Genomic DNA, 19,288 nt, shown 5'->3' with positions numbered 1-19,288 from the left:
CCCCGAACACGCGTTTGGCGGCCATTCTGACAAGGAACGTATCAGATTCCGATATGGAGGCTTTTCTATTCATGCTAATGGTCATTGAAGCTGAGAAAGGGTCATGATGAAAATCAGACTGAGAAGCATACAAGTAAATGTGGGGATCATACTGGTCTCGATCCTGTTAAGTGGGATGTTTCAGTTACCTGCCGCATTGGCAGCAGAGCTGAAGATTGCCGCGGCCTCCGATCTCAATTTTGCGTTCAAGGATCTCGTCGCGGTGTATGAAAAGAAGACCGGTGAGCAGGTCAAACTCACCCTTGGTTCGTCCGGGAATTTTTATTCCCAAATCGAAAACGGCGCCCCTTTCGACCTGTATTTCTCTGCAGACATTCGTTATCCCCAAAAATTGATTGAGGGTGGCCATGGCGTTGCCGATTCTCTCTATAAGTACGCTGTGGGCCGAATTGTCCTCTGGGTGCCGACGGGATCGGCCGTGCCGATCGACAAGGGGTTCGGGTCCTTGGCTACTCCCTCCGTAAGAAAAATCTCGATTGCGAATCCCAAACACGCTCCGTACGGACGTGCCGCCGTCGCGGCGCTGGAGCACTTCAAGTTATATGATGCGACGAAGGACAAGCTGGTCATGGGCGAAAACATTTCCCAAGCCGCACAATTCGTTGAGTCGGGAGCCAGCGATGCCGGCATCATTGCGCTGTCCCTTGCGATGGCGCCCACGATGAAAGCGGCGGGGAAATACTGGGAAGTCCCGGCTGACGCGCATCCCCCGATCGAGCAAGGCTGCGTGATTTTGAAGCGATCCACCAATCAAGACCAAGCCCGACAATTCTTAAAATTTTTACAAGGGGATGAAGGTCAAGAGATTATGCGTCGGTATGGATTCCTGTTGCCCGGCTAATCGCGCCATGAGACCCCGTTCAATCATCATGTCGCTGTGCCTGAGTGTCGGATTCATGGGGCTCCTCGGCTGCGCTCACGGCGGTGCACAGCTCGTCCAAGACACCGACGACGGTGGCATCGTGACCTATCTCTATAAAGATGAGCGGGGTGGTCCCATGGGCTCACGTTATCGAAAGGACGCGATCGAGATCATGAAGTTGAGATGCCCGCAAGGCTATATGGTGGTGAAGGAAGGGGAGACGCGGGGATTGAGCGGAGTGTCGAGCATCGAAGGGGCCGAAGATCAGGTGAGCCGGCGATGGGCGTTTCAGTTTCGGTGTAAAACGTGATGAATACACATTGCACCACACTATATCAGTATGTGATATGCGGGTGGATTGTCATGGTGATAGTTGCTCTTCCCGCTAGTGGAACGATCGCACTTGCGGAGGAGGGAACACCACAGTTAGGTGGCTCACCGAGTTATTTGAAGTGCGCACCTTCACTACCATCGGCATCATCGCGCAGCGAACTGGAAGGGATTCAGATCGAGACCAGTGATATTGGATTGCATGAATTGTTCTTTTCGCAGGTCCTGCAGGCCGACGAAGTGCAACGCATCGATCATCCGCAAGTCGACTTTATTCGGAGCTATTGTTATCGGGACGTGCTTATCGTCGTTCGGCAAGATGTGAAGACGCCGCGACCGACCGGCTGGGTTCAAGTGAATTTCTCTGTTGTCGATGTCGGCGACGTGCAGAAACAGATTGAACAGGCGTTGCGAGATTCGGATGTGGCAAAGCGTGATGAGGCGGAGCGGGCTAAGGTTGTTCGACTTCGGCTCAAATCAGATGTGTCTCGAAACAACTGTCGCGCCACACGACTGGAAGTGAACGGTCCGGAAGGATTCATGATCGGCTTTGATCAATTCAAGGAAGGCAGCTGCAAACGTGCTGACGACAGACCGCAGAAGGAGAACCCAGAACCTAATCGTCCGCATCACTAACAAGGAGGTTATACATGAAACTGAGCGCGCGCAATCAATTTGAGGGAACGGTCACAAATATTACTCAGGGGCAGGCCATGGCGGAAGTCACCGTCAAGATCGGCAACCTCGAGTTCGTGTCGGCGATTACCGAAGGTTCTGTGAAGAATATGGGTCTGAAAGTGAATGATACGGTCACCGTGGCGATCAAGGCCACCGACGTGATGGTCGGGAAATAGTGAGACATTGCATTTCAATTCCTGCTTCCCTAACATGACCGCGCATCGGGGGAGGCAGGGAGCACTAGGTCGTGAATTGGATTGCAATTAGCGTCACCTTTCAGCTTGCGACCTTAACGGCCCTTATCTTACTCGTGGTCGGCCTTCCAATCGCTTACTGGCTGACCTTCTCGCGCTGGCGGTGGAAGTTCCTCGTCGAGTCGGTGGTGGCACTGCCTCTGGTGCTGCCACCGACGGTCTTAGGTTTTTACATCCTGGTTGCCATCGGCCCTCACAGTCCTGTCGGACAACTGTATACGCGCCTCGTCGGTCATCCGCTGCCCTTTACGTTTGAAGGCCTGTTAATCGCCTCCATTCTGTATAGTCTCCCGTTCGCGGTGCAGCCGTTCTCGGCGGGGTTCGATCAGGTGGATCGCCGTCTGCTCGAAGCCTCATGGACGCTTGGCGTGTCGCGGCTTGCCACTTTTTTCAAATTGGTGCTGCCCTTGTCGATGGCGGGGATGGTGACCGGCATCGTACTGAGTTTTGCTCATACGCTTGGAGAGTTCGGCGTGGTGCTGATGGTGGGAGGTAACATCGAAGGCGAAACGAGGACCGTGTCGATCGACATCTACGATGAAGTGCAGTCGCTCAATTACGCCGGCGCGGCAAAGACGGCTTTGTTTCTCCTTGTGATTTCGTACACGGTTCTGCTCGTTGTATACGCGATGAACCGAAAGGCCTGGGCGGTATGGCCGCAGAAATGATCGTCGAGGTCCAGAAGACGCTTGGTGAGCGGTTCATGCTCAACGCCAAGTTTCGCATGGGGTTAAAACCGGCGCCGGTGCTGATTCTCTTTGGCCCCTCGGGATCGGGAAAAACAACGCTCCTGCGATGCCTGGCCGGATTGGAATCAGCGGAACGCGGCAGGATTATCTTTGGTGAGCACACATGGTTTGATGCCTCATCGAAGCAGTGTGTCGAGCCACAACGGCGACAGGTCGGCTACACGTTTCAGGAATATGCCTTGTTCCCGACCCACACGGTGGCGGGCAATATCGGATATGGACTCGGGGCGCTCTCTGCCACGGAACGCAAGCGCAGGGTCGATGAAGTGATCCGCCTCCTTCAGCTTGAGGGCATGGAAGAATCGAAGCCGAACCGCCTGTCAGGCGGACAGCAGCAGCGTGTCGCCTTGGCCCGCGCCATTGCCCGCCAGCCGTCGCTGCTACTGCTCGATGAACCGCTGTCGGCACTCGATGTGCCGACGCGTGTCAAATTGCGAGGCGAACTGCGCGACCTCCTCCGACGTCTCGCGATTCCCTCCATCGTCGTCACGCATGACTGGGAAGAGGCGCTGGCGCTCGGCGATGAGATGGTCGTGCTAAAAGACGGAAAAGTGTTGCAGCAAGGCACACCGCAGCAAATCTTCAATCTCCCGAAAGACGTGGAGGTGGCGAAGATCGTCGGCATGGAGACCGTCATTCCCGGTCGGATTGCGCACGCAGCCGATGGACTGGTGACGGTTGAGGCGAAGGGGATGAAACTTCTCAGCGTGAGCCAGGAAACCGTCGGATCTGACGTATTCGTGTGCATACGCGCAGAGGATGTCGTGCTCGAGCCGGTCGGCACCGGTGCAACCAGCGCCAGAAACCACTTGCCCACTGTTGTTCAAGATGTCATCTCGATGGGAGCTCTCGTCCGAGTCGATCTCGAATCGGGATTCCCGCTGTCCGCCATCGTGACACGCTCTGCCCTCCAAGACCTCCATCTAGCCCCCGGAGTCAAAGTGGTCGCGGCGATCAAGGCCGGCTCGGTCCATCTGATTCATCGACCTACAACGGGTCAAATATCATAGATTGAACGGAGAAGAGCAGCCGGGTCCGGCTGATGCTCTCTGCTTCAAGATAGGACACATTCCTTCGAGTAGGGCAGGCGGGTTCTTGGAACTCAGCAGGCCTTTCGATTTCGGTATCGAAAGAATTTGCACCATTGGCCTTTCCTCTTGCTCATTCATCAACGGTTTCTTCTACCTTTGCATGTCGTCCGCTTGGTACAATGATTCACTCGCAGGTATTACCACCGATTTACCATGAAAGACTCGTAGGAGATCGATGCGTATTGTCATGAAAGCGTTGATTGGACTCGCCGTCGTGGCTGGTCTGGTCTATTTATACTATACGGAAGTGAAACCCGTCGTTATTTTTGGGCTGCGCTCTGACTATGCGTATGCAATTCCCTTTCAGAAGATTCCGGCCGGGCTCGACAGTCTGAAGGCGGAGTCCTGCGGGCAATGTCATCAAGCGATCTATGAGGAATGGAAGACGAGTATCCACTCGAAGGCCTACCAAGATCCCTTCTTCCATGCCTACTGGACGAAGGATAAACACACCTGGGTCTGTCTGAACTGTCATGCGCCGCTGGAGAACCAGCAGGCGACGCTGATTAAGAACATACCTCGTGATAGGGTGGAAAAGGCGCATCAAGAGCCCAATCCCCAGTTTGACCCGGAGTATCAGAAGGAAGGCGTTACGTGTGCGGCATGCCATGTGCGTGATGGGGTCATTCTCGGGCCGTTCGAAGATTCGGCCGCGCCCCATCCCACGAAGTTCGACCCGAATTTCCGGACGGCTCAAGTCTGCTATCGATGCCACAATGTAATTTCGGGACCGGCGCAATTTTATAATGTCGGACCGTGCGGGACGTATGCGGAATACGAAGGTAAGTTCTTTATGAAGCAACGCGGCTTCATCTGCCAAAGTTGTCACATGCCTGAAATACAACGGCCTGTGGCGACGGATGGCCCAATCCGGCAAGGAAGGCAACACCTTTGGCGAGGCGGGCATGATCCCGAGATGATCAAGCGGGCGGTTGCGATTCAGGTCGTTGCCAATCCCGCCGAGCCTAAGCCCGGCGAGCAAGTGCAGCTAACGCTAACCTTGATCAATGCCGGCGCAGGCCATAAGTTGCCGACCGGCGATCCGGATCGACATTTCAGCGTGGAATTCATGGTGGAAGATCGACATCAGCAGACGCTGGAAAGCAAGAAGGACACGATGGGACGCTGGATCATGTGGCAACCGGCGATTGTGGAACTGTATGACAATCGGTTGATGCCGCTGGCCAGCCGGGACTACACCTTTACGTATCGTCTTCCAAAAGAGACCGATGGTCTCACGCTCAAGGCGCGAGTCCGCTATCACATCCAATCGGAGCGGCAGCATGAAATGCTCGTCAAAAAGTACGGATTAACGGGGAACGATCCGTATTGGTTTACGATCTATGAGCGCGAGGTGCCCTTGACAGGCAATCTCACCGCCGCGCTGAGTGATGAGCCAGATCCGCGTCTAGGGTGTGTGGCTCCGGAGAGACCGCCGAGCAAACATGGATGATGGTTTTGCCGGCATTCCCAGGCCGCGCTAATGGGTCTCTTTCCATGGTAACGAAAAGTAAAACGTCGCTCCTTCGTTCACCGCACCTTGAGCCCACGTCTTTCCTCCGTGGCGGTGAATAATGCGCCGCACGTTGGCCAATCCAACCCCCGTACCATCGTATTCGCTTGCCGTGTGCAGCCGCTGAAAGACGCCAAAGAGCTTGTGCGCATATTGCATATCGAACCCCGCGCCGTTGTCACGAACGAATACGACCACCTGCTCTGTCCCCTCGCGCTCTTGTCTCGAGCCGACTTCAATCGTCGCTTCTGCGCGGCATCTGGTGTATTTCACCGCATTGCTGATCAGGTTCGTGAAGACTTGGCGCAGCATCGGGCGATCGCCGTAGACCTCCGGCAACGGATGAATATTCCAGATAACGGTTCGTTGTTGGAGATCCGGTTGAAGCCGTGCAAGCACATCCTTGACCAGCTCATCCAGGTTGACCCGTGTCATGGACATCTCGGTGCGCGCCATTCGGGAGAATGCCAAGAGATCATCGATCAAGCTGCCCATTTGTTTCGCTGATTGAGCGATGGTTGAGACATAGCGCTGCGCTTTCTCATCGAGTTGCGAACTCGTGTAGTTTTGGAGGAGTTCTGCAAACCCGTCGATGTGCCGAACCGGGGCGCGGAGATCGTGTGCGACGGAATAACTGAAGGCTTCAAGTTCACTGTTCGCCGCTTCGGCTGTGGCGTGAGCTTGCTTTAATGTCTCGTTCAGCATCGTCAAGCGCGCGTTCGCTTCTCGATATCCTCGAAGGGCCATCTCGAACGGCGACAGTGCCTCCGCCAGGAACTGGGCAGCTTTTTGCATACGGGAGCGTTCGTCGGCAGACGCCCCCCACGCGACGATGCCGTATAGCGACTCGTGATGTAGCATGGTGACATCAAGAACACTGAGACCATCGCTCAAGGCTTTACGCCCAAGCTCATAGGCCTGATGGAACCCGGCTTCACCAACATCCACCAGATGGCTTTCCAGAGCCGCGGTATATTGATGCTTGAGGCTGTCCAGTAGATCGATCACTGCGACGTACCTAAATAGCGTGTGACGAGGACGAGAGCATCATCGGTTTCAGTTCCGAATCGTCTGACGATGTCCTGCGCAACATCTCGCGGATGACGGTCAAAAGACACGTCGAGGCTGAAATTGTCCCGAATGCCGTCGGTCGCCAAAACCAGCGTGTCGCCAGGAACGATTGGAAGGACGGCGACACGAAGCGGCGGCAACTGATAGCCGACGACGCCGCCGCGGAGCAGTATCGATTCATATGGTGGCCGGCTCGATTTGTCTGCTCGGAACAGAGTCGCCGTGACGTTTCCGACCCCGAGCCAGCTGATTGTGCCGTTGAGAATGTCGAAAGAGGCCGCGCTGAGTACTGCGCCCCTCGTGCGTCGCAACGCCTCATGACACCGTTTGAAGAGTACCTCGAGTGGTTCCGCTGCATGGCCGTGCAGCACTGTGGCGGCGGCTTTCGCAGCGGCAGCTGCCTCGCACCCATGCCCCAGCCCGTCAATGGCGGCGATCAGGACGCCGTGGTCAAAGAAGGCGACGACGTGTCCATCCCCTGACTCCACTTCGCCTTCGAACGCGCGCGTGTCGACGCCCCACTCAATCACGGAACGCATCGCTGTCGGATTGGAGTTCAGCGAACCCATTTCTTCATGGTCACGGTTGTGCCTTTCCCGACCTCGGATCCGATCTCGAATTCATCCATCAGACGCCGTGCGCCCGGCAGACCAAGCCCGAGACTGTTTCCCGTCGAATAGCCGTCACGCATGGCCTGTTCGATGTTGGCAATGCCCGGGCCATAATCACGTGCAACGACGACGATCCCCCGTTTATCGTTCTCCTGCGCCAGGCTCAGCACGACTTCACCACGTTCGGCATAGATGATGATGTTCCGGGCCACCTCTGAAATAGCTGTGGCGATGAGCGCCAGATCGCTGCCCGAAAACCCGACCTGAAGCGCCAGATCACGACCCTTCTGACGCGCCGTGACAATATCGGTGTCGCGGCCGATGAGGATCTGCGTCTCATTCTCCACGATCACGGCGCTTCCTCCTCGAGCCTGGGCCCAGCAGTTCGAGTCCCTCTTCGAGGTCCAGTGCAGTGGCGATGCCGTCGAGTGCCAGGCCAAGTTGTACCATGGCAAATGCCACTTCAGGCTGAATCCCGACGATAACCGTCGCCGCGCCGCGCAGTTTGGTCATCTCAGCGACATTGCGGAGCGTCCGAGTGGCGAATGAATCCATCACATCCACGGCGCTGACATCGATAATGACTGCCTGCGACCGAAACGACCCGACTTTGTTGGCGAGCTCATCCTTCAATTCCATCCATTCACGATCAGTCATCGCCGCTTGGATAGAAGCGATCAGGATACCGTCTTGCTTCAGGATTGGAACAGACATTGCCAGCGCCCCTTACACCACTGCATGATGGTTCGATCCCTCCTTGAGGGCTGTCACCTTGTAACCAAGCAGACGCTCAGCCTCTTCAATGCCTCCTTGAAGATCGCCAACGGTAGGAATTTTCCCCATCTCGACGCCCAGCGTCACGAGGGTCTGAGCCACGTCAGCCGATAGTCCGGTGACGATCACGGTTGCGCCCATCAGTCGGGCCGCCGCGACTGTCTGAATGAGATGGTTCGCCACCTTTGAATCGACCCCGGCGACGCCGGTGACATCCATGACAACGACCTTGGCGCGATTCGCACGGATGGCGCACAAGAGACCATCCGTGAGTTGCTTGGCACGATGGGAATCGAGCACCCCGATGATCGGCAGCATGAGGAGTCGGTCACGAAGTTGGAGCGCCGGTGTCGAGAGTTCGCGGATCGCGTCTTGCTGCAGACTGATGGTGCGCTCGCGCTCAGCGATGAGGACGTCGACGATGATCCCGATATCGAAGAAGCCGACTTTCTTCAGGGACATGAAATGTTCAAAGGCCGCTTCAGCATCGTGCGCAAACTTCTTCGCAATCCTGGCGCCGATCGATTGCATCAAGCTGTGAAATGCGCCAAGAAAGATCCGCACGTCGAGTCCGGCCCTGCTATAGAGGGCGCCTAACTTGATGCGCTGCTCGACGTAGGGCTTTTCATAGTCACCATCCACCATGGCGAGAAGGTGGTCACGCTTGAGGCGTTTGGCCTCCTCCAACAGGTCCCGTTTGCTAAAGAGTGCCGCTGCCTCTTTAAACTTGGCGAGGTAGTCAAAAAAGATAGTCACGTGTTCTTCTACATGCGGTATCACAAGCTTCTTCAGAGCCACGATGCGAGGATAATCATCGGGCTGGAGATCCACAAACTTTCGGCGCAGTTCCACGTCATAGTGCGTGATTTGCAACAGGTGTGAATGCGGAGTCAGTCGCTCTTCAACCATTTGTCCCCCCAGCTTATCCTCGACAGTTGGATCATTGATGCTTCATCTACTAAGGCAGTCTAATAGTGCAGATTACTTTCATATTTACTAGAGGTTGAATGTACTCACACCGACAAGTATTTTGTACTAGCGCATGGAGGAGGGCTGGAATTTCTAGGACTCGACCGGACGTAACTTATCAGGAAACATTACTGATGGGCCACTCTTATGCACGCGATGTCTAGGCGTTACAATCTTCAGCTTGTCAAAGCTCGTTGGTTAGCCGCACGCCTCATCAAGCTAGGATTGATTCGCATCAAGAACTGTGTCGATAGATTCATGTCTCATAATGAGTTCTTGCCGTGATGACGGCCTTTCCAGTCAGATAGACCCGGTCGCCTTCCAGGCGAAGACGCAAGACGCCGCCGCGCGCGGACGCTTGATAGACGACAAGCTCGTTTTTGAGGCTGGCCTTCCAGAATGGGCAAGGCAGCAATGTGTGGAACCGGTCACGGGGTCCTCGCAGATGCCGAGCCGCCCGGGAGACGACGTCATAGTATGTAGATGATGCCTGACCTGTAACAATGATCGCCCGCGCCTGGATTGTTAAAACTAGGGTCGAAATCAGGACGGAGTGTTCGTACGGTCTCCTGAATCCACCCCCACCAGATAGTCGTGTCCATCCGTTCCGACATACTTCATCCTGACACTTAACGCCTGGTGCAGTTCCCGGGGGAGGCACGGTCTCGCACTAGTCGAGAGGCGGAAAATTTCAACTCGATCCGCTCTCTTCCTATTTATCTTGGCCCCATAGTGTCGCTATAGAAGCAGCTCATCAACATTTCCTGTTGCCCTAGCCACAGCCGGGTGCGCTGACATGTCAAATCTTCACATATTTGCATGGCACCCATCCTGCAACCTTTCTGCAGTGTCACCCAACATTTACTTCATCACGTAGGAAGGAGAACCACGATGGCGAAATCATTAGATGAGTTACTGAGGGTGTCAAGGGAGTCATTGCGTCCGGTGAATTCTCAGTCGATGGCAAACTGATCGAGTTTCGAGGAAAGGATAATCGCTTACCTCAGGACGTTGCGCAGTTCACCGCGCAATTCGCGGCGGCGGTGAGTCAGCTTTTCAGGGCGCTCGCCGCCGCCCATACCAAGATCAGTGGCTTCAACTGGGTGTCCGATCAGGGATGGGCCTATTCGGGAGGCGATCTGACAATTGCCGTGGGTGGACGGCACGGAGTGTTCGTGAAGACGAGGAAGCAGACTTTAATGAACTCTTCGAGGTGCTGATCGGTCCGCGACAGTTGGCCGGCGCACGCGCCTAGTTAGCGCGAGTGCGTGAAGATGGGGTGGACCACCATATTTCGGGCGGTCCATCCACCTCACTTCGAAACGCAGGTCAATGTGTAAGAGATCAGGAAGGAGGATGACCATGATATCTCATGTGTTAGCCGATCCCGTAGCCGCGCAGGAGGGACGATCTGTTGATGAATATCTTGTTGGGCTCTTACGCGAGAAGGGTGCGCAAACGCTCGACCATTTAGGTCAGTCGCTGCCGAACGTGAATTGGCCAAGGCTGTTTCTCGCGATCGACCGCTTGAGTCGAGCCGGCCGGATTGCCATCTCGCTGCCTCAACAGGGCGATTATCTTATTTCCCTTTCGTCCGATCCGTCTGCTTGTCTTGCCCCTCACTAACCAGCCGTAGTTATTTATCTGCGTCGTTACGCTCGGTCTTCAATGTTGATTCAGATGCGGCCTCGGCGCTGTGTGAGGGGGTGATCTATGATACGGATTGGGGAAGAAGCCTTTCCATTTAACATACCTGCGGTCATCAATGGAGATCTCGACTACCTGAATCCACAACAGTTGAGGGGCAGGTGGGTCGCACTTTGCTTTGTGTCACGGCTTGGACTGATCGAGGCCACTGTCCTGGATTACCAAGGAAAAGCTTTTGAGAAAGCAGGCGGAATCCTACTTGTCGTGCCCGTCGGCACCAAATCGTTGCATGCCTTTCAGCCCGTCTATGCGGATCACGCACACTTTATCATCGTGGGAGACCCACTGGGCCGTCTACAGCGTCTGTATGGCGGGCCTATCGTCTTGCCTCCAAGCCGTTGCCAGACCTTTCTCATCGATCCGGATGGTTTGTTTCGCTTATATTTGGCCCATAGCATCAATGATTGGGGAAGAGATGTCTTAACTGGGGTCCTCCGAACCTATCAACATGCGGCCCCGGCACTGGCATGAAACTCTATCAGTGTCCACGGTGCTATCGGTACAGTAGGGCTTCCAATGGAGCCTATCGGGCGTGCAGGACGTGCGACTATGCCATCACTCCCATGGCGCGTTGCGCATTGAACAGTCGCACGGCAGAGAACCAGTCATGGCTCCGTTGAGGCTCGCATGGAGGTGAACACCGGGGGGGTCTGACCGAGTGCCCAACTCTCCTCACCCGTAGACCGTATCCTGAATTCCTATCTTTCACCCTTATGTCGGTGTCTTCAGCAGTCCATATCGGAACAGGCGATCTCGTACGATATTCCGGCTGATTCCCAGCAGACGCGCCGTGCGAACTTGATTACGTTCGCAATATTCGAAGGCTGAGCGGATGACGGTCGCATCAATGTGCTGATAAAGATCCGAACGATCTTCTTCAAAGAGAGCCTGTAAGGCAGTTTTTAAATGGGCAGGTGATTCCGGTTTATTGGCCGACCATGCGGTCTTATGAGGGCGGGGCGCAAGGAGCCGGAGATCTTCAGGGCGAACGATCGTGTCACGGCATACCAGCAGGGCATGGTGAATCACATTTTCAAGTTCACGAATGTTGCCCGGCCACGGGTAGGCGAGCAACTGACGAACCGCTTCCTCCGCAAGCGTGACGGTTGTATATCCGAGCCGCGGCCCGTAGATTTCCAGAAAGCGATGTGCCAGTGGAAGGATCTCGCCTGCTCTTTCACGCAGAGGAGGGAGACGAAGCATCGCGACATTGAGCCGGTAGTACAGATCTTCTCGGAACCGCCCCGCGGCGACGGCTTCTTCGAGATTGACGTGAGTCGCGGCGAGCAGCCGGACATCGATCGGAATCGATCGACGTGAGCCGACGCGAACCACCTCGCGCTCTTGGATGACCCGAAGTAGTTTGACCTGGATGATGTGGGGAAGGTCGCCGATCTCATCCAGAAACAAGGTGCCACCGTGTGCGGTTTCGAACCACCCTGCCTTGTCGTTTAGCGCTCCTGTGAACGCACCCCGCTCATGACCGAAGAGTTCACTTTCCGCTAAGGACTCACTGAATGCCGCACAGCTAACACCGACGAATGGACCCTGGTGACGATGGCTGAGGCTGTGAATGTGGCGGGCAATCACTTCCTTCCCGGTGCCTGTTTCGCCGATGATGAGCGCCGTCGCATCACTCGGTGCAATCTTCCGTGCCTGTGTTCGATGGCTTTGGAACGCGGGTCTTCCAAGACGAAGCAACTGGCCCGGATGGAGAGCGCCAATGACTGAGGGTCGGCTACGGTCAAGACTCTGAGAGATCGTTGTTCTGCCATCATCCATTCATAACCGGTTCGAGAAGCCTCAAGCAGGCTCCTCGATGCCTTCCTATGACCATTGATCTCCTGCCTGTATCGCTGCTTTTCCCGTGAGATAGACGCGATCGTCTTCTATGCGAAGACGTAACACGCCTCCGCGCGCCGACGCTTGATAGGCCACAAGCTGTTTCTTGTTGAGTCTGGCCTTCCAGAATGGACCCAAACTGCAGTGTGCCGATCCGGTGACCGGGTCTTCATTGATGCCAAGGCGCGGCGCAAAGACACGCGATACCATATCGTACCTCGGTGAGGAGGTACGGCTCGTCACGACAATGGCTCGTGCCGGGATGGCTGAGAGTAAGAAGAAGTCTGGCTTCAGCGACCTCACAATGTCTTCTGACTCCACTTCAACCAGATAGTCATGCCCATCTGTCCCCACATACTTCAGCGGGACACCCAATCCCTGTCTCAACCCAACGGGAGGTGTGACCTTGTGGTGGTGAAGAGCTGGAAAGTTCAACTCGATCCAGTCGCCCTGCACGCGTGCCGTCAGTAGCCCGCTTCGTGTAAAAAACCGAGCCGTCTGTCGGCGCCGAAAGTAACCGTCCTCACGCAGGACATGGGCGGCCGCTAATGTCCCGTGGCCGCACAGGTCGACCTCCATCAACGGGCTAAACCATCGGAGGTTGAAGCCGCCGGATTCCCGATAGAAGAATGCCGTTTCCGACACGTTCATCTTGTGCGCGATGGATTGCATCCACGATGCTTCCGCTGGCCCAGGCAGGACGCACAGCGCTGCCGCGTTGCCTAGAAGGCCCTTTTCGACAAAGGTGTCCACATGGATGATGGGGGCTGTCATGGTTCCTCCACTGCGTCGATGTTACGTCGCCTCGCCGTTGTTTATTGAGAAGGCTGTGACGGCACGGCCTTTTCACTGAGCGGGTGTACCGGAAGTGATGGCAGTGCATCCCGATAACGGATGAGGAGTTCCTCTCGCTGATCGGCGCTGAACCAGCTGCCACCTGAGCGGACCTTCACCAGATACTCTTCCGGCTCGAACGTCGCATTAAATAAGCCGGACGTCTCAGGGATATCGGGCATCTGACGATCGTATCGGCTGATATCGGGTCCTGGACCATGGCGATCATGGACTTCGCTTAACATCAGGTGCAGGATCGGGTCTCGAACGAAGAGCCACCCTGTGGTCGTTTCTTCCTCACCGGTTGGTGTGACATGGCTCAGGTGAAAGTAGACTTGTTCGGACGGACTGGCTTGGGCCACGGCTCGTGAAATGGCAGGTGCCAAAAACGACAGGTCATCGTCCCGGAAGGCTCGTGTTTTAGGCGCCACTCCTGAGATGAGACGATGGATGACGTTGCGCCGTTCCCATACCCGGACCCCGCGGAGGATCGTGGCAACCTCACTTGGTGACAGAGCGACAGGGTGCGTATTGGGCTGAGAGTCTTGACTCTGCTCGAGCCGCACGACGTTTAATCCTTCTTCAGCGACGGTCCTGACCTGTTGGGTGGTTTTCCCGGCGCAACCTGTGTTGACCAATGTCGTGAAGGATGCCAGGAGAATGAGGAGTCCGGGAAGAAAGAGAGTGGCGTGTTTCGCGGAATGCGTCAATGGCATGATGCTCGCCTCCTAGCGTTTCGCGGTATGCGACTGGGGCGATGCCCGGTCGAATCCGTATGTTTTTAAGATGTCCTGTATAGCGGAAGACATGATGAATTCGTGAAAGCGCCGGGCCAATAAGGGATGCTTCGACGTCCAGACCGTGCCCAATCCGTACAGAATAGGAGCGTGGGACTCAGGAGAGAGCTCGGCGAGAATCGCAATTTTCTTATTGCGGATCGCATCGGTCCGATACACCAGCCCCACTTCGGCTTCACCCGCCGCAACCAGATCCAACACTGCGCCTGAATGTTCACCATAGACATACCGCGATTTAAGACGATCATCGAGGCCGGTTTTTTTTAAGGCTTCGGCCGCGAACTTTCCGACGGAGGACGTTTTCGGATTTCCTAGTGCGATGCGTCGCACCTCCGCCTTCGACAAGTCCTCTAATGTGGCGACTTTCGTTGGAAGAGCCGATTGTGTAATCAGTGCCAGGGTGGTCTTGGCATAAACGTGTTTTGTCCCCGGCAAGGTCAGCCCTTTTGCTTCGAGTACATTGATCTCTTCGATAGAGGAGGGGAGAAAGACATCGATCGGTGCGCCTTGCTGAATCTGGTCGCGGAGTGTTTGTGACGGTCCCCACACGACCCTGACCTCGACATTGCCCTGTTCTTTTTCAAAGATGGGCAAGATTGTTCGCAAGGCGTCCTTCAAGCTGTTTGCCGCCGCGATAGTGAACGTTTGTGGATGCTCGGCATGGGCCGGCTGCGCCGTCCACAAGGAGATCATCGCGGCGAGAGAGAACATCAATAGGGGAACACTCTGTCGGTTCATCATCGTTCCTCCTTGTGATCCAGTTGTGTTAGAAAAAGAACTGGTATTGCACGTTGATTCGATTTTCAACGAGATCGCTGCCAAATCCTGACAAGCTGGCAAACGGCGCCCGATCCGGTGCGGCCCCGCCGCTGCCCATGGTGATGTTGGAGAAATCTATGATCAGCCGGTTATTGTACGTGCCATCGAAACTGTAACTCAGGGCCGCACCGAATTCTTTGATGAGGTCATGGGTTTGCAGAGTAGAGGGGTCAAAGACTCCATATCGGGTTGCAATCTCCAGCTTCCTGGGGATGATGTACTTTCCAACCTGAACGTACCAGCCGTACGCTTGGCCTAGTTCCACCTGAGGGCCGAACGGTTGTGTCGTAGGGTCAAACGCGATGGTGCCGCTATCATGGTTCCGCACCCGCTGATGCCGGTAATATCCTTCGGCCTGTAGCGACCACCCTTGATACTTGGCCACGAAGTCGACTTCGTAGGTCTGAAAATCGTAAATCCCGCCCCCGAGCAATCTGCCGTTGAAGTTTTTCGCGACATTTTGTCGATACGCGCGGTCGACAATATCCGACCGAATTGAACTCAGATAATTTTGGGCGGGATCGTAGGCATAGCCCGCACCGATGGCGACTTGAGGCACACGTGAGTTGAGAATGTCGCCCTGACCGTATCCTGGATTTCCCGAGAGTTTGTACAAGAGGCGAATGGTGTACATCAATTCGCCCGTCATGAACCGCGTATCATAATTGAACGTCCGGCGTTGGGCGGATGGAAGACTGTTGTTGTTGTCGAGCGCCTGGCTCACCGACGTGCCTTCGCGAGTCAAGTTGGTACCGGTGCCATTATAAATGCCGATCGCATAGTTGAAGCGATACTTATCCTCATCGCTTAGAATATTGATCCCGATATCGCGCCGATTGACGAGGTTCGCAGCAAAGGCATTCTGTACGATCATGTTATCGGCAAAGGACGTCGTGGCAATGGAGGTGATGAGCGCACGATTGAACCACACCCGCTGTTGGCCGACTTGAACGGTGGCCCACGGAATATGCCAGGAGGAGACGTAAGCGTCGAGCAAGGTCGCTCTGCCGTTTCCGCCTTCTTGGTCCGCTTCTCTCTGATCCATTGCCAGCGAGACGTTGTAGCGGAGATCAGGGTCGAAGGCATAGCCGAGGAATTGCAATCTGGTCCGCGGGACGCTGAAGTCGCTCGTATCGCTCTGATTCCTAACGGCTCTAAACTCGACCTGCCCTCCAAGGACCTCCGGATTTCTGGAATCTCCAATCGTACCCCAGGCCTTATTGTAATCGTGGTATGAGTAGCGGACCTGGGTCATGAGCCGCATCTTTAAGAGAAACTTTGAGCCAACGCGAATGTTCAAACCATTGTTCACGTCAATGGTGTACCCGGGAGTGGAGAGGCGCTGTTTCGACTCCACGACCTTGAGTCCCCGTTCATATTCCTCTTGTGAAATGATTCCCTTCAGGAGCAGATATTTTAGCCCGGGATCTTCGATCGAGAGATATTCCCAACGTCCCTCTTTTTTTATGAGCTGTCCTTCTTCAAGCGCCCACGTATGAGGGGCCAATCCTGGGGGGAGGATGAACAACGTCAGGCCCATAATGAGCAACCGGAGATGTCTCATGCGAGTCGTTCCTTTTCTGCATGGGAACCTCCGGTGTGTCCGGTCGGATCACTGAATTGGGAAAAACGATTGGTAGGCCTCCGGTGACCCGGTCGGCTCAGTTCTAGTATCGCGGGGGTAGCGTCACATTAAATCGGACCTTTTCCTTGCGCTCGATCTGAACGATCTTGCGATCGTGGATGATAATTTCCACGGAGCCATAACGAATACCTTCGATCGCTTCAAGCAGTTTGCTTGCAATAGCGGAACTGGTCTCATAGCTATCTGCATGTACGTTGTTCATAGTTATCTCCCCCTCAACTCATTACGCATACGTGGTAGAAGACGGCGGCGCTGGTACGGAACGGTTGAAAGTTTTGCAGTACATGCATGCGAAACGCCGTATCACGACAATTCCGATAAAGATGATGTACTATGTGTAGCAGATATTTATAAAGAATGTCAACAATTATTAAACTATTACAAATCAGACGTTTATAAATTCACAGTAAGAATTGCTCTTTCTTGGACTGCCAGCGAGTTAATTCCCGACGTCACATCAAGAAGGAAAATAAACTATTGACAGTGCGGCCGACTTAATGTAACCATTGGATACATGACGCCACGTGACCTGAAAGAAGCACGTCAAGCACTGGGCCTCACACAGGAAGAACTGGCCCAGAAGCTACGAACCACCCGCATGACTGTGACTCGTTACGAAGGCGGGACCCGTCGCATTCCAGGCATGGTCGATCTCTTGCTTAAGCAACTAGGTACGACTCAACAGCTGCCGATGTTAGGATTTGTCGCTGCCGGCAAACCAATCGAGCCGGTGCCTCAGTCGGAGTCAGTGGAGGTGCCGTCCTCGATGATTAGGAAAGGGCAAACGTTCGTACTCCGTGTGAAAGGGGAGTCCATGCGCGAGGATGGCATCCTGCCGGGGGATCTCGTGGTTGTGCAAAAAAAGGCCACGGCATGCAACGGTCAAACGGTGGTGGCTCTGGTGAATCGTGAGGCGACCATTAAAAAGTATTACGAGAAGGAAAATCGAATCGAACTACATCCGGCGAATGCTACGATGCAGCCGATCCTAGTAGGACCTGAGGATGAATTTGCCATCGAAGGCGTAGTCATCGGTGTCATACGACATTGCATACAAGGCGATTAACAGAGAGGAGGTGTCCATGTCAGCTCCAGATTCGCAGATCATTACAGCGCGTCTTCTCGATCTTCAGCGGACCGTTGAACGGCTGAGCCGGCATGTCAACGATCTGCAGTCACAACTTGTCAAGTCCCGCGGCATCGCTCGCATACCGAAATCCTCGAGCGCTATTACGATCTGGCAACGGCTGGCCGGATGGCGCGTTCAGCCCACGGGGCGGCCGGTCCGTGAAAATAGGAGGAAACTTAGCCATGCTATCCATTCAACGTAAATATGTCGCGAACCAAGTCGGCCCTTGCTCTGACTGCGGCAAAATGGCACTTAAACTGAGTCGATGCGTCGATCAGCACACGTCTTCAACAGTGAGTCTCTGCCCGAACTGCGTGCCGGCATTTATTCAGCGGCAGCATATGCCTCCGGGATGCTGTGGCGAATAACTAAGAAGGCAAAAGAAGGGGGATATATGCGGGGTGCTGTGTCCCATCCAGCGATCATTGATCTGTATAGCTCAAGACTTCATCGGACAGACAGCAAGTCCTCACCGGGTTTAGGCTGCTAACATTTTCTCCTTCGCCAGCGGCACACTGTCCCCAAACGTTTGCATCGGCGTTTTGCCGTAGCACCAGCGGCCTTGATGGGACCGCTGTTCGTTATACTCCCGCAGCCACACGTCCAAATCTGCCTGGAGTTCGTCGAGCGTCCGATAGATCTTCTTCCGGAACACCACACGGTAGAACTCGTTCAACATGGTCTTGTGGAACCGTTCGCAGATCCCGTTGGTCTGAGGATGCCGGGTCTTAGTCCGCGTATGATCGATGTTCTCCACGGCCAGGTACAGTTCATACTCATGGCGTTCGGGTGCGCCACAATACTCCGTGCCGCGATCGGTAAGGACCCGATTCAGCGGAATGTCGTGCTGCTCAAAGAACGGCAAGACCCGGTCATTTAGCAGTTCCGCCGCCATCACCGGTGTCTTGCGGTCGTACAGCTTCGCAAAGCCCACCTTGCTGTACGTGTCGATGAAGGTCTGTTGATAGATCCGGCCCACGCCCTTGAGGGTCCCGACATAGAACGTGTCTTGCGCGCCACAGTAGCCGGGACATTCGCTCTCAAATTCCCCATGGGCTTCTTTGTCCGCCTTTGCCCTCTCCAAGGCCACCACCTGGGCTTCCGTCAGCACCCGCCCGTCTTGGGCGACCTTGGCCTCCAACGCCTTCAGGCGTTTCCGCGTGGTCTCCAGGTCATGCCGCAGCCAGATACCCCGGACGCCGGCCGGTGAAATCGTCAGGGCCTGCTGGCGCAGTTCGTTCGCGACGCGGACTTGGCCCCACGCGGGTTGGTCAATTGCTATCTGGACGATGGCCTGCTCCACCTCCGGGGCGACGCGATTCTTGAGTAGCGGTTTCTGCCGGGAGATCTCTTGTAACGCCGCCTCACCGCCCGTCTCGTACAGTTCTTTGAACCGGTAGAAGCTATCTCGGCTATACCCCATCAGCTGGCAGGCCTTGGAGACGTTGCCCAGTTGCTTCGCCAGTTCCAATACACCCACCTTGGTCTTGATGATCTTCTGCTCCGTGGTCATCGTCCTCGCTCCTTTCTTGAAGGCGAGGACTCTATCTGAC

At 55.1% G+C, this 19,288-nt stretch carries 23 protein-coding genes and 1 pseudogene; 12 read left to right on the top strand and 12 right to left on the bottom strand.

Features of this window, described 5'->3' with window-relative positions; translation table 11 throughout:
* Positions 1–103: 103 nt before the first annotated feature.
* The 7 genes from modA (ACWHYZ_RS15395) to ACWHYZ_RS15365 all read left to right on the top strand — a co-directional run bounded on the left by modA (ACWHYZ_RS15395) (position 104) and on the right by ACWHYZ_RS15365 (position 5,477).
* On the top strand, positions 104–901 hold the full coding sequence (modA, locus tag ACWHYZ_RS15395) for a molybdate ABC transporter substrate-binding protein (RefSeq protein WP_447983559.1): 798 nt from the start codon (positions 104–106) through the stop codon (positions 899–901).
* A gap of 7 nt (positions 902–908) precedes the next feature.
* A complete protein-coding gene (locus ACWHYZ_RS15390; RefSeq protein WP_447983558.1) occupies positions 909–1,232 on the top strand; it encodes a hypothetical protein in 324 nt (107 codons plus the stop codon).
* A 53-nt stretch (positions 1,233–1,285) separates the two neighbouring features.
* On the top strand, positions 1,286–1,888 hold the full coding sequence (locus tag ACWHYZ_RS15385; RefSeq protein ID WP_447983557.1) for a hypothetical protein: 603 nt from the start codon (positions 1,286–1,288) through the stop codon (positions 1,886–1,888).
* Between the two features lie 14 nt (positions 1,889–1,902).
* Positions 1,903–2,106 carry a TOBE domain-containing protein gene (locus ACWHYZ_RS15380; RefSeq protein ID WP_447983556.1) on the top strand — a complete coding sequence of 68 codons (204 nt, stop codon included), beginning with the start codon at positions 1,903–1,905 and terminating at the stop codon, positions 2,104–2,106.
* Positions 2,107–2,177: 71 nt separating this feature from the next.
* Entirely contained in the window at positions 2,178–2,852 is a 675-nt protein-coding gene (modB, locus tag ACWHYZ_RS15375; RefSeq protein ID WP_447983555.1) for a molybdate ABC transporter permease subunit, read from the top strand.
* Entirely contained in the window at positions 2,837–3,943 is a 1,107-nt protein-coding gene (locus ACWHYZ_RS15370; protein WP_447983554.1) for an ABC transporter ATP-binding protein, read from the top strand. The genes modB and ACWHYZ_RS15370 overlap by 16 nt, the downstream gene beginning before the upstream one ends.
* A gap of 256 nt (positions 3,944–4,199) precedes the next feature.
* On the top strand, positions 4,200–5,477 hold the full coding sequence (locus tag ACWHYZ_RS15365) for a hypothetical protein (RefSeq protein WP_447983553.1): 1,278 nt from the start codon (positions 4,200–4,202) through the stop codon (positions 5,475–5,477).
* A 27-nt stretch (positions 5,478–5,504) separates the two neighbouring features.
* Here the strand turns inward: ACWHYZ_RS15365 and ACWHYZ_RS15360 are convergent, their stop codons facing one another.
* From ACWHYZ_RS15360 to ACWHYZ_RS15340, 5 genes are read right to left on the bottom strand one after another with little or no spacing between them, the layout of a single operon-like run.
* Positions 5,505–6,545 carry an ATP-binding protein gene (locus tag ACWHYZ_RS15360; protein ID WP_447983552.1) on the bottom strand — a complete coding sequence of 347 codons (1,041 nt, stop codon included), beginning with the start codon at positions 6,543–6,545 and terminating at the stop codon, positions 5,505–5,507.
* Positions 6,542–7,177 (bottom strand): SpoIIE family protein phosphatase, encoded by a 636-nt coding sequence (locus ACWHYZ_RS15355; RefSeq protein WP_447983551.1) that lies wholly within the window; start codon positions 7,175–7,177, stop codon positions 6,542–6,544. The genes ACWHYZ_RS15360 and ACWHYZ_RS15355 overlap by 4 nt, the downstream gene beginning before the upstream one ends.
* On the bottom strand, positions 7,165–7,572 hold the full coding sequence (locus ACWHYZ_RS15350; RefSeq protein ID WP_447983550.1) for an anti-sigma regulatory factor: 408 nt from the start codon (positions 7,570–7,572) through the stop codon (positions 7,165–7,167). Before ACWHYZ_RS15350 ends, ACWHYZ_RS15355 begins: the two co-directional genes overlap by 13 nt.
* Positions 7,556–7,933, bottom strand: coding sequence for an STAS domain-containing protein (locus ACWHYZ_RS15345; protein WP_447983549.1), 378 nt, complete (start codon positions 7,931–7,933; stop codon positions 7,556–7,558). Before ACWHYZ_RS15345 ends, ACWHYZ_RS15350 begins: the two co-directional genes overlap by 17 nt.
* Before the next feature lie 12 nt (positions 7,934–7,945).
* Entirely contained in the window at positions 7,946–8,902 is a 957-nt protein-coding gene (locus ACWHYZ_RS15340; RefSeq protein ID WP_447983548.1) for a protoglobin domain-containing protein, read from the bottom strand.
* 995 nt (positions 8,903–9,897) lie between these two features.
* Here ACWHYZ_RS15340 and ACWHYZ_RS15335 point away from each other — a divergent pair.
* The 3 genes from ACWHYZ_RS15335 (at position 9,898) to ACWHYZ_RS15325 (ending at position 11,140) form a co-directional block, all read left to right on the top strand.
* A complete protein-coding gene (locus ACWHYZ_RS15335) occupies positions 9,898–10,182 on the top strand; it encodes a DUF2173 family protein (RefSeq protein WP_447987594.1) in 285 nt (94 codons plus the stop codon).
* Positions 10,183–10,324: 142 nt separating this feature from the next.
* Entirely contained in the window at positions 10,325–10,588 is a 264-nt protein-coding gene (locus tag ACWHYZ_RS15330; protein WP_447983547.1) for a hypothetical protein, read from the top strand.
* Between the two features lie 87 nt (positions 10,589–10,675).
* Complete coding sequence (locus tag ACWHYZ_RS15325; protein WP_447983546.1) at positions 10,676–11,140, top strand: hypothetical protein; 465 nt, start codon at positions 10,676–10,678, stop codon at positions 11,138–11,140.
* Between the two features lie 240 nt (positions 11,141–11,380).
* Here the strand turns inward: ACWHYZ_RS15325 and ACWHYZ_RS15320 are convergent.
* The 6 genes and pseudogenes from ACWHYZ_RS15320 to ACWHYZ_RS15295 all read right to left on the bottom strand — a co-directional run bounded on the left by ACWHYZ_RS15320 (position 11,381) and on the right by ACWHYZ_RS15295 (position 16,808).
* Positions 11,381–12,444: pseudogene (locus ACWHYZ_RS15320) on the bottom strand (sigma-54 interaction domain-containing protein).
* A gap of 52 nt (positions 12,445–12,496) precedes the next feature.
* The gene (locus ACWHYZ_RS15315) at positions 12,497–13,285 is read right to left on the bottom strand and encodes a PhzF family phenazine biosynthesis protein (protein WP_447983545.1); all 789 of its coding nucleotides are present in this window, start codon (positions 13,283–13,285) and stop codon (positions 12,497–12,499) included.
* A 41-nt stretch (positions 13,286–13,326) separates the two neighbouring features.
* Entirely contained in the window at positions 13,327–14,061 is a 735-nt protein-coding gene (locus ACWHYZ_RS15310) for a hypothetical protein (protein WP_447983544.1), read from the bottom strand.
* Positions 14,062–14,073: 12 nt separating this feature from the next.
* Complete coding sequence (modA, locus tag ACWHYZ_RS15305) at positions 14,074–14,883, bottom strand: molybdate ABC transporter substrate-binding protein (protein WP_447983543.1); 810 nt, start codon at positions 14,881–14,883, stop codon at positions 14,074–14,076.
* Positions 14,884–14,908: 25 nt separating this feature from the next.
* Entirely contained in the window at positions 14,909–16,525 is a 1,617-nt protein-coding gene (locus tag ACWHYZ_RS15300) for a hypothetical protein (protein ID WP_447983542.1), read from the bottom strand.
* A gap of 103 nt (positions 16,526–16,628) precedes the next feature.
* The gene (locus tag ACWHYZ_RS15295) at positions 16,629–16,808 is read right to left on the bottom strand and encodes a YezD family protein (RefSeq protein ID WP_447983541.1); all 180 of its coding nucleotides are present in this window, start codon (positions 16,806–16,808) and stop codon (positions 16,629–16,631) included.
* Between the two features lie 312 nt (positions 16,809–17,120).
* Here ACWHYZ_RS15295 and lexA point away from each other — a divergent pair, with 312 nt between their 5' ends.
* Both lexA and ACWHYZ_RS15285 read left to right on the top strand, forming a co-directional pair.
* Entirely contained in the window at positions 17,121–17,672 is a 552-nt protein-coding gene (gene lexA / locus ACWHYZ_RS15290; RefSeq protein ID WP_447983540.1) for a transcriptional repressor LexA, read from the top strand.
* A gap of 16 nt (positions 17,673–17,688) precedes the next feature.
* On the top strand, positions 17,689–17,937 hold the full coding sequence (locus ACWHYZ_RS15285; RefSeq protein WP_447983539.1) for a hypothetical protein: 249 nt from the start codon (positions 17,689–17,691) through the stop codon (positions 17,935–17,937).
* Between the two features lie 276 nt (positions 17,938–18,213).
* Here ACWHYZ_RS15285 and ACWHYZ_RS15280 read toward each other — a convergent pair whose 3' ends face one another.
* On the bottom strand, positions 18,214–19,248 hold the full coding sequence (locus ACWHYZ_RS15280) for an IS481 family transposase (RefSeq protein WP_447982970.1): 1,035 nt from the start codon (positions 19,246–19,248) through the stop codon (positions 18,214–18,216).
* Between the last annotated feature and the right edge of the window lie 40 nt (positions 19,249–19,288).

The organism is Nitrospira sp. Nam74 (assembly GCF_965152615.1).
Note: the sequence above shows the minus strand (reverse complement) of the source record. Positions and strands in the feature narration are given on the sequence as shown.

Bases quoted from the DNA above. Each gene is read 5' to 3' on its own strand.
- ACWHYZ_RS15330 (WP_447983547.1), top strand. From the start codon at position 10,325: ATGATATCTCATGTGTTAGCCGATCCCGTAGCCGCGCAGGAGGGACGA.
- modA (WP_447983543.1), bottom strand. From the start codon at position 14,883: ATGATGAACCGACAGAGTGTTCCCCTATTGATGTTCTCTCTCGCCGCG.
- ACWHYZ_RS15390 (WP_447983558.1), top strand. From the start codon at position 909: ATGAGACCCCGTTCAATCATCATGTCGCTGTGCCTGAGTGTCGGATTC.
- ACWHYZ_RS15380 (WP_447983556.1), top strand. From the start codon at position 1,903: ATGAAACTGAGCGCGCGCAATCAATTTGAGGGAACGGTCACAAATATT.
- ACWHYZ_RS15325 (WP_447983546.1), top strand. From the start codon at position 10,676: ATGATACGGATTGGGGAAGAAGCCTTTCCATTTAACATACCTGCGGTC.
- ACWHYZ_RS15370 (WP_447983554.1), top strand. From the start codon at position 2,837: ATGGCCGCAGAAATGATCGTCGAGGTCCAGAAGACGCTTGGTGAGCGG.
- ACWHYZ_RS15300 (WP_447983542.1), bottom strand. From the start codon at position 16,525: ATGAGACATCTCCGGTTGCTCATTATGGGCCTGACGTTGTTCATCCTC.
- ACWHYZ_RS15310 (WP_447983544.1), bottom strand. From the start codon at position 14,061: ATGCCATTGACGCATTCCGCGAAACACGCCACTCTCTTTCTTCCCGGA.
- ACWHYZ_RS15355 (WP_447983551.1), bottom strand. From the start codon at position 7,177: ATGGGTTCGCTGAACTCCAATCCGACAGCGATGCGTTCCGTGATTGAG.
- ACWHYZ_RS15365 (WP_447983553.1), top strand. From the start codon at position 4,200: ATGCGTATTGTCATGAAAGCGTTGATTGGACTCGCCGTCGTGGCTGGT.
- ACWHYZ_RS15280 (WP_447982970.1), bottom strand. From the start codon at position 19,248: ATGACCACGGAGCAGAAGATCATCAAGACCAAGGTGGGTGTATTGGAA.
- ACWHYZ_RS15340 (WP_447983548.1), bottom strand. From the start codon at position 8,902: ATGGTTGAAGAGCGACTGACTCCGCATTCACACCTGTTGCAAATCACG.
- ACWHYZ_RS15295 (WP_447983541.1), bottom strand. From the start codon at position 16,808: ATGAACAACGTACATGCAGATAGCTATGAGACCAGTTCCGCTATTGCA.
- ACWHYZ_RS15385 (WP_447983557.1), top strand. From the start codon at position 1,286: ATGGTGATAGTTGCTCTTCCCGCTAGTGGAACGATCGCACTTGCGGAG.
- lexA (WP_447983540.1), top strand. From the start codon at position 17,121: ATGACGCCACGTGACCTGAAAGAAGCACGTCAAGCACTGGGCCTCACA.
- ACWHYZ_RS15285 (WP_447983539.1), top strand. From the start codon at position 17,689: ATGTCAGCTCCAGATTCGCAGATCATTACAGCGCGTCTTCTCGATCTT.
- ACWHYZ_RS15315 (WP_447983545.1), bottom strand. From the start codon at position 13,285: ATGACAGCCCCCATCATCCATGTGGACACCTTTGTCGAAAAGGGCCTT.
- modA (WP_447983559.1), top strand. From the start codon at position 104: ATGATGAAAATCAGACTGAGAAGCATACAAGTAAATGTGGGGATCATA.
- ACWHYZ_RS15345 (WP_447983549.1), bottom strand. From the start codon at position 7,933: ATGTCTGTTCCAATCCTGAAGCAAGACGGTATCCTGATCGCTTCTATC.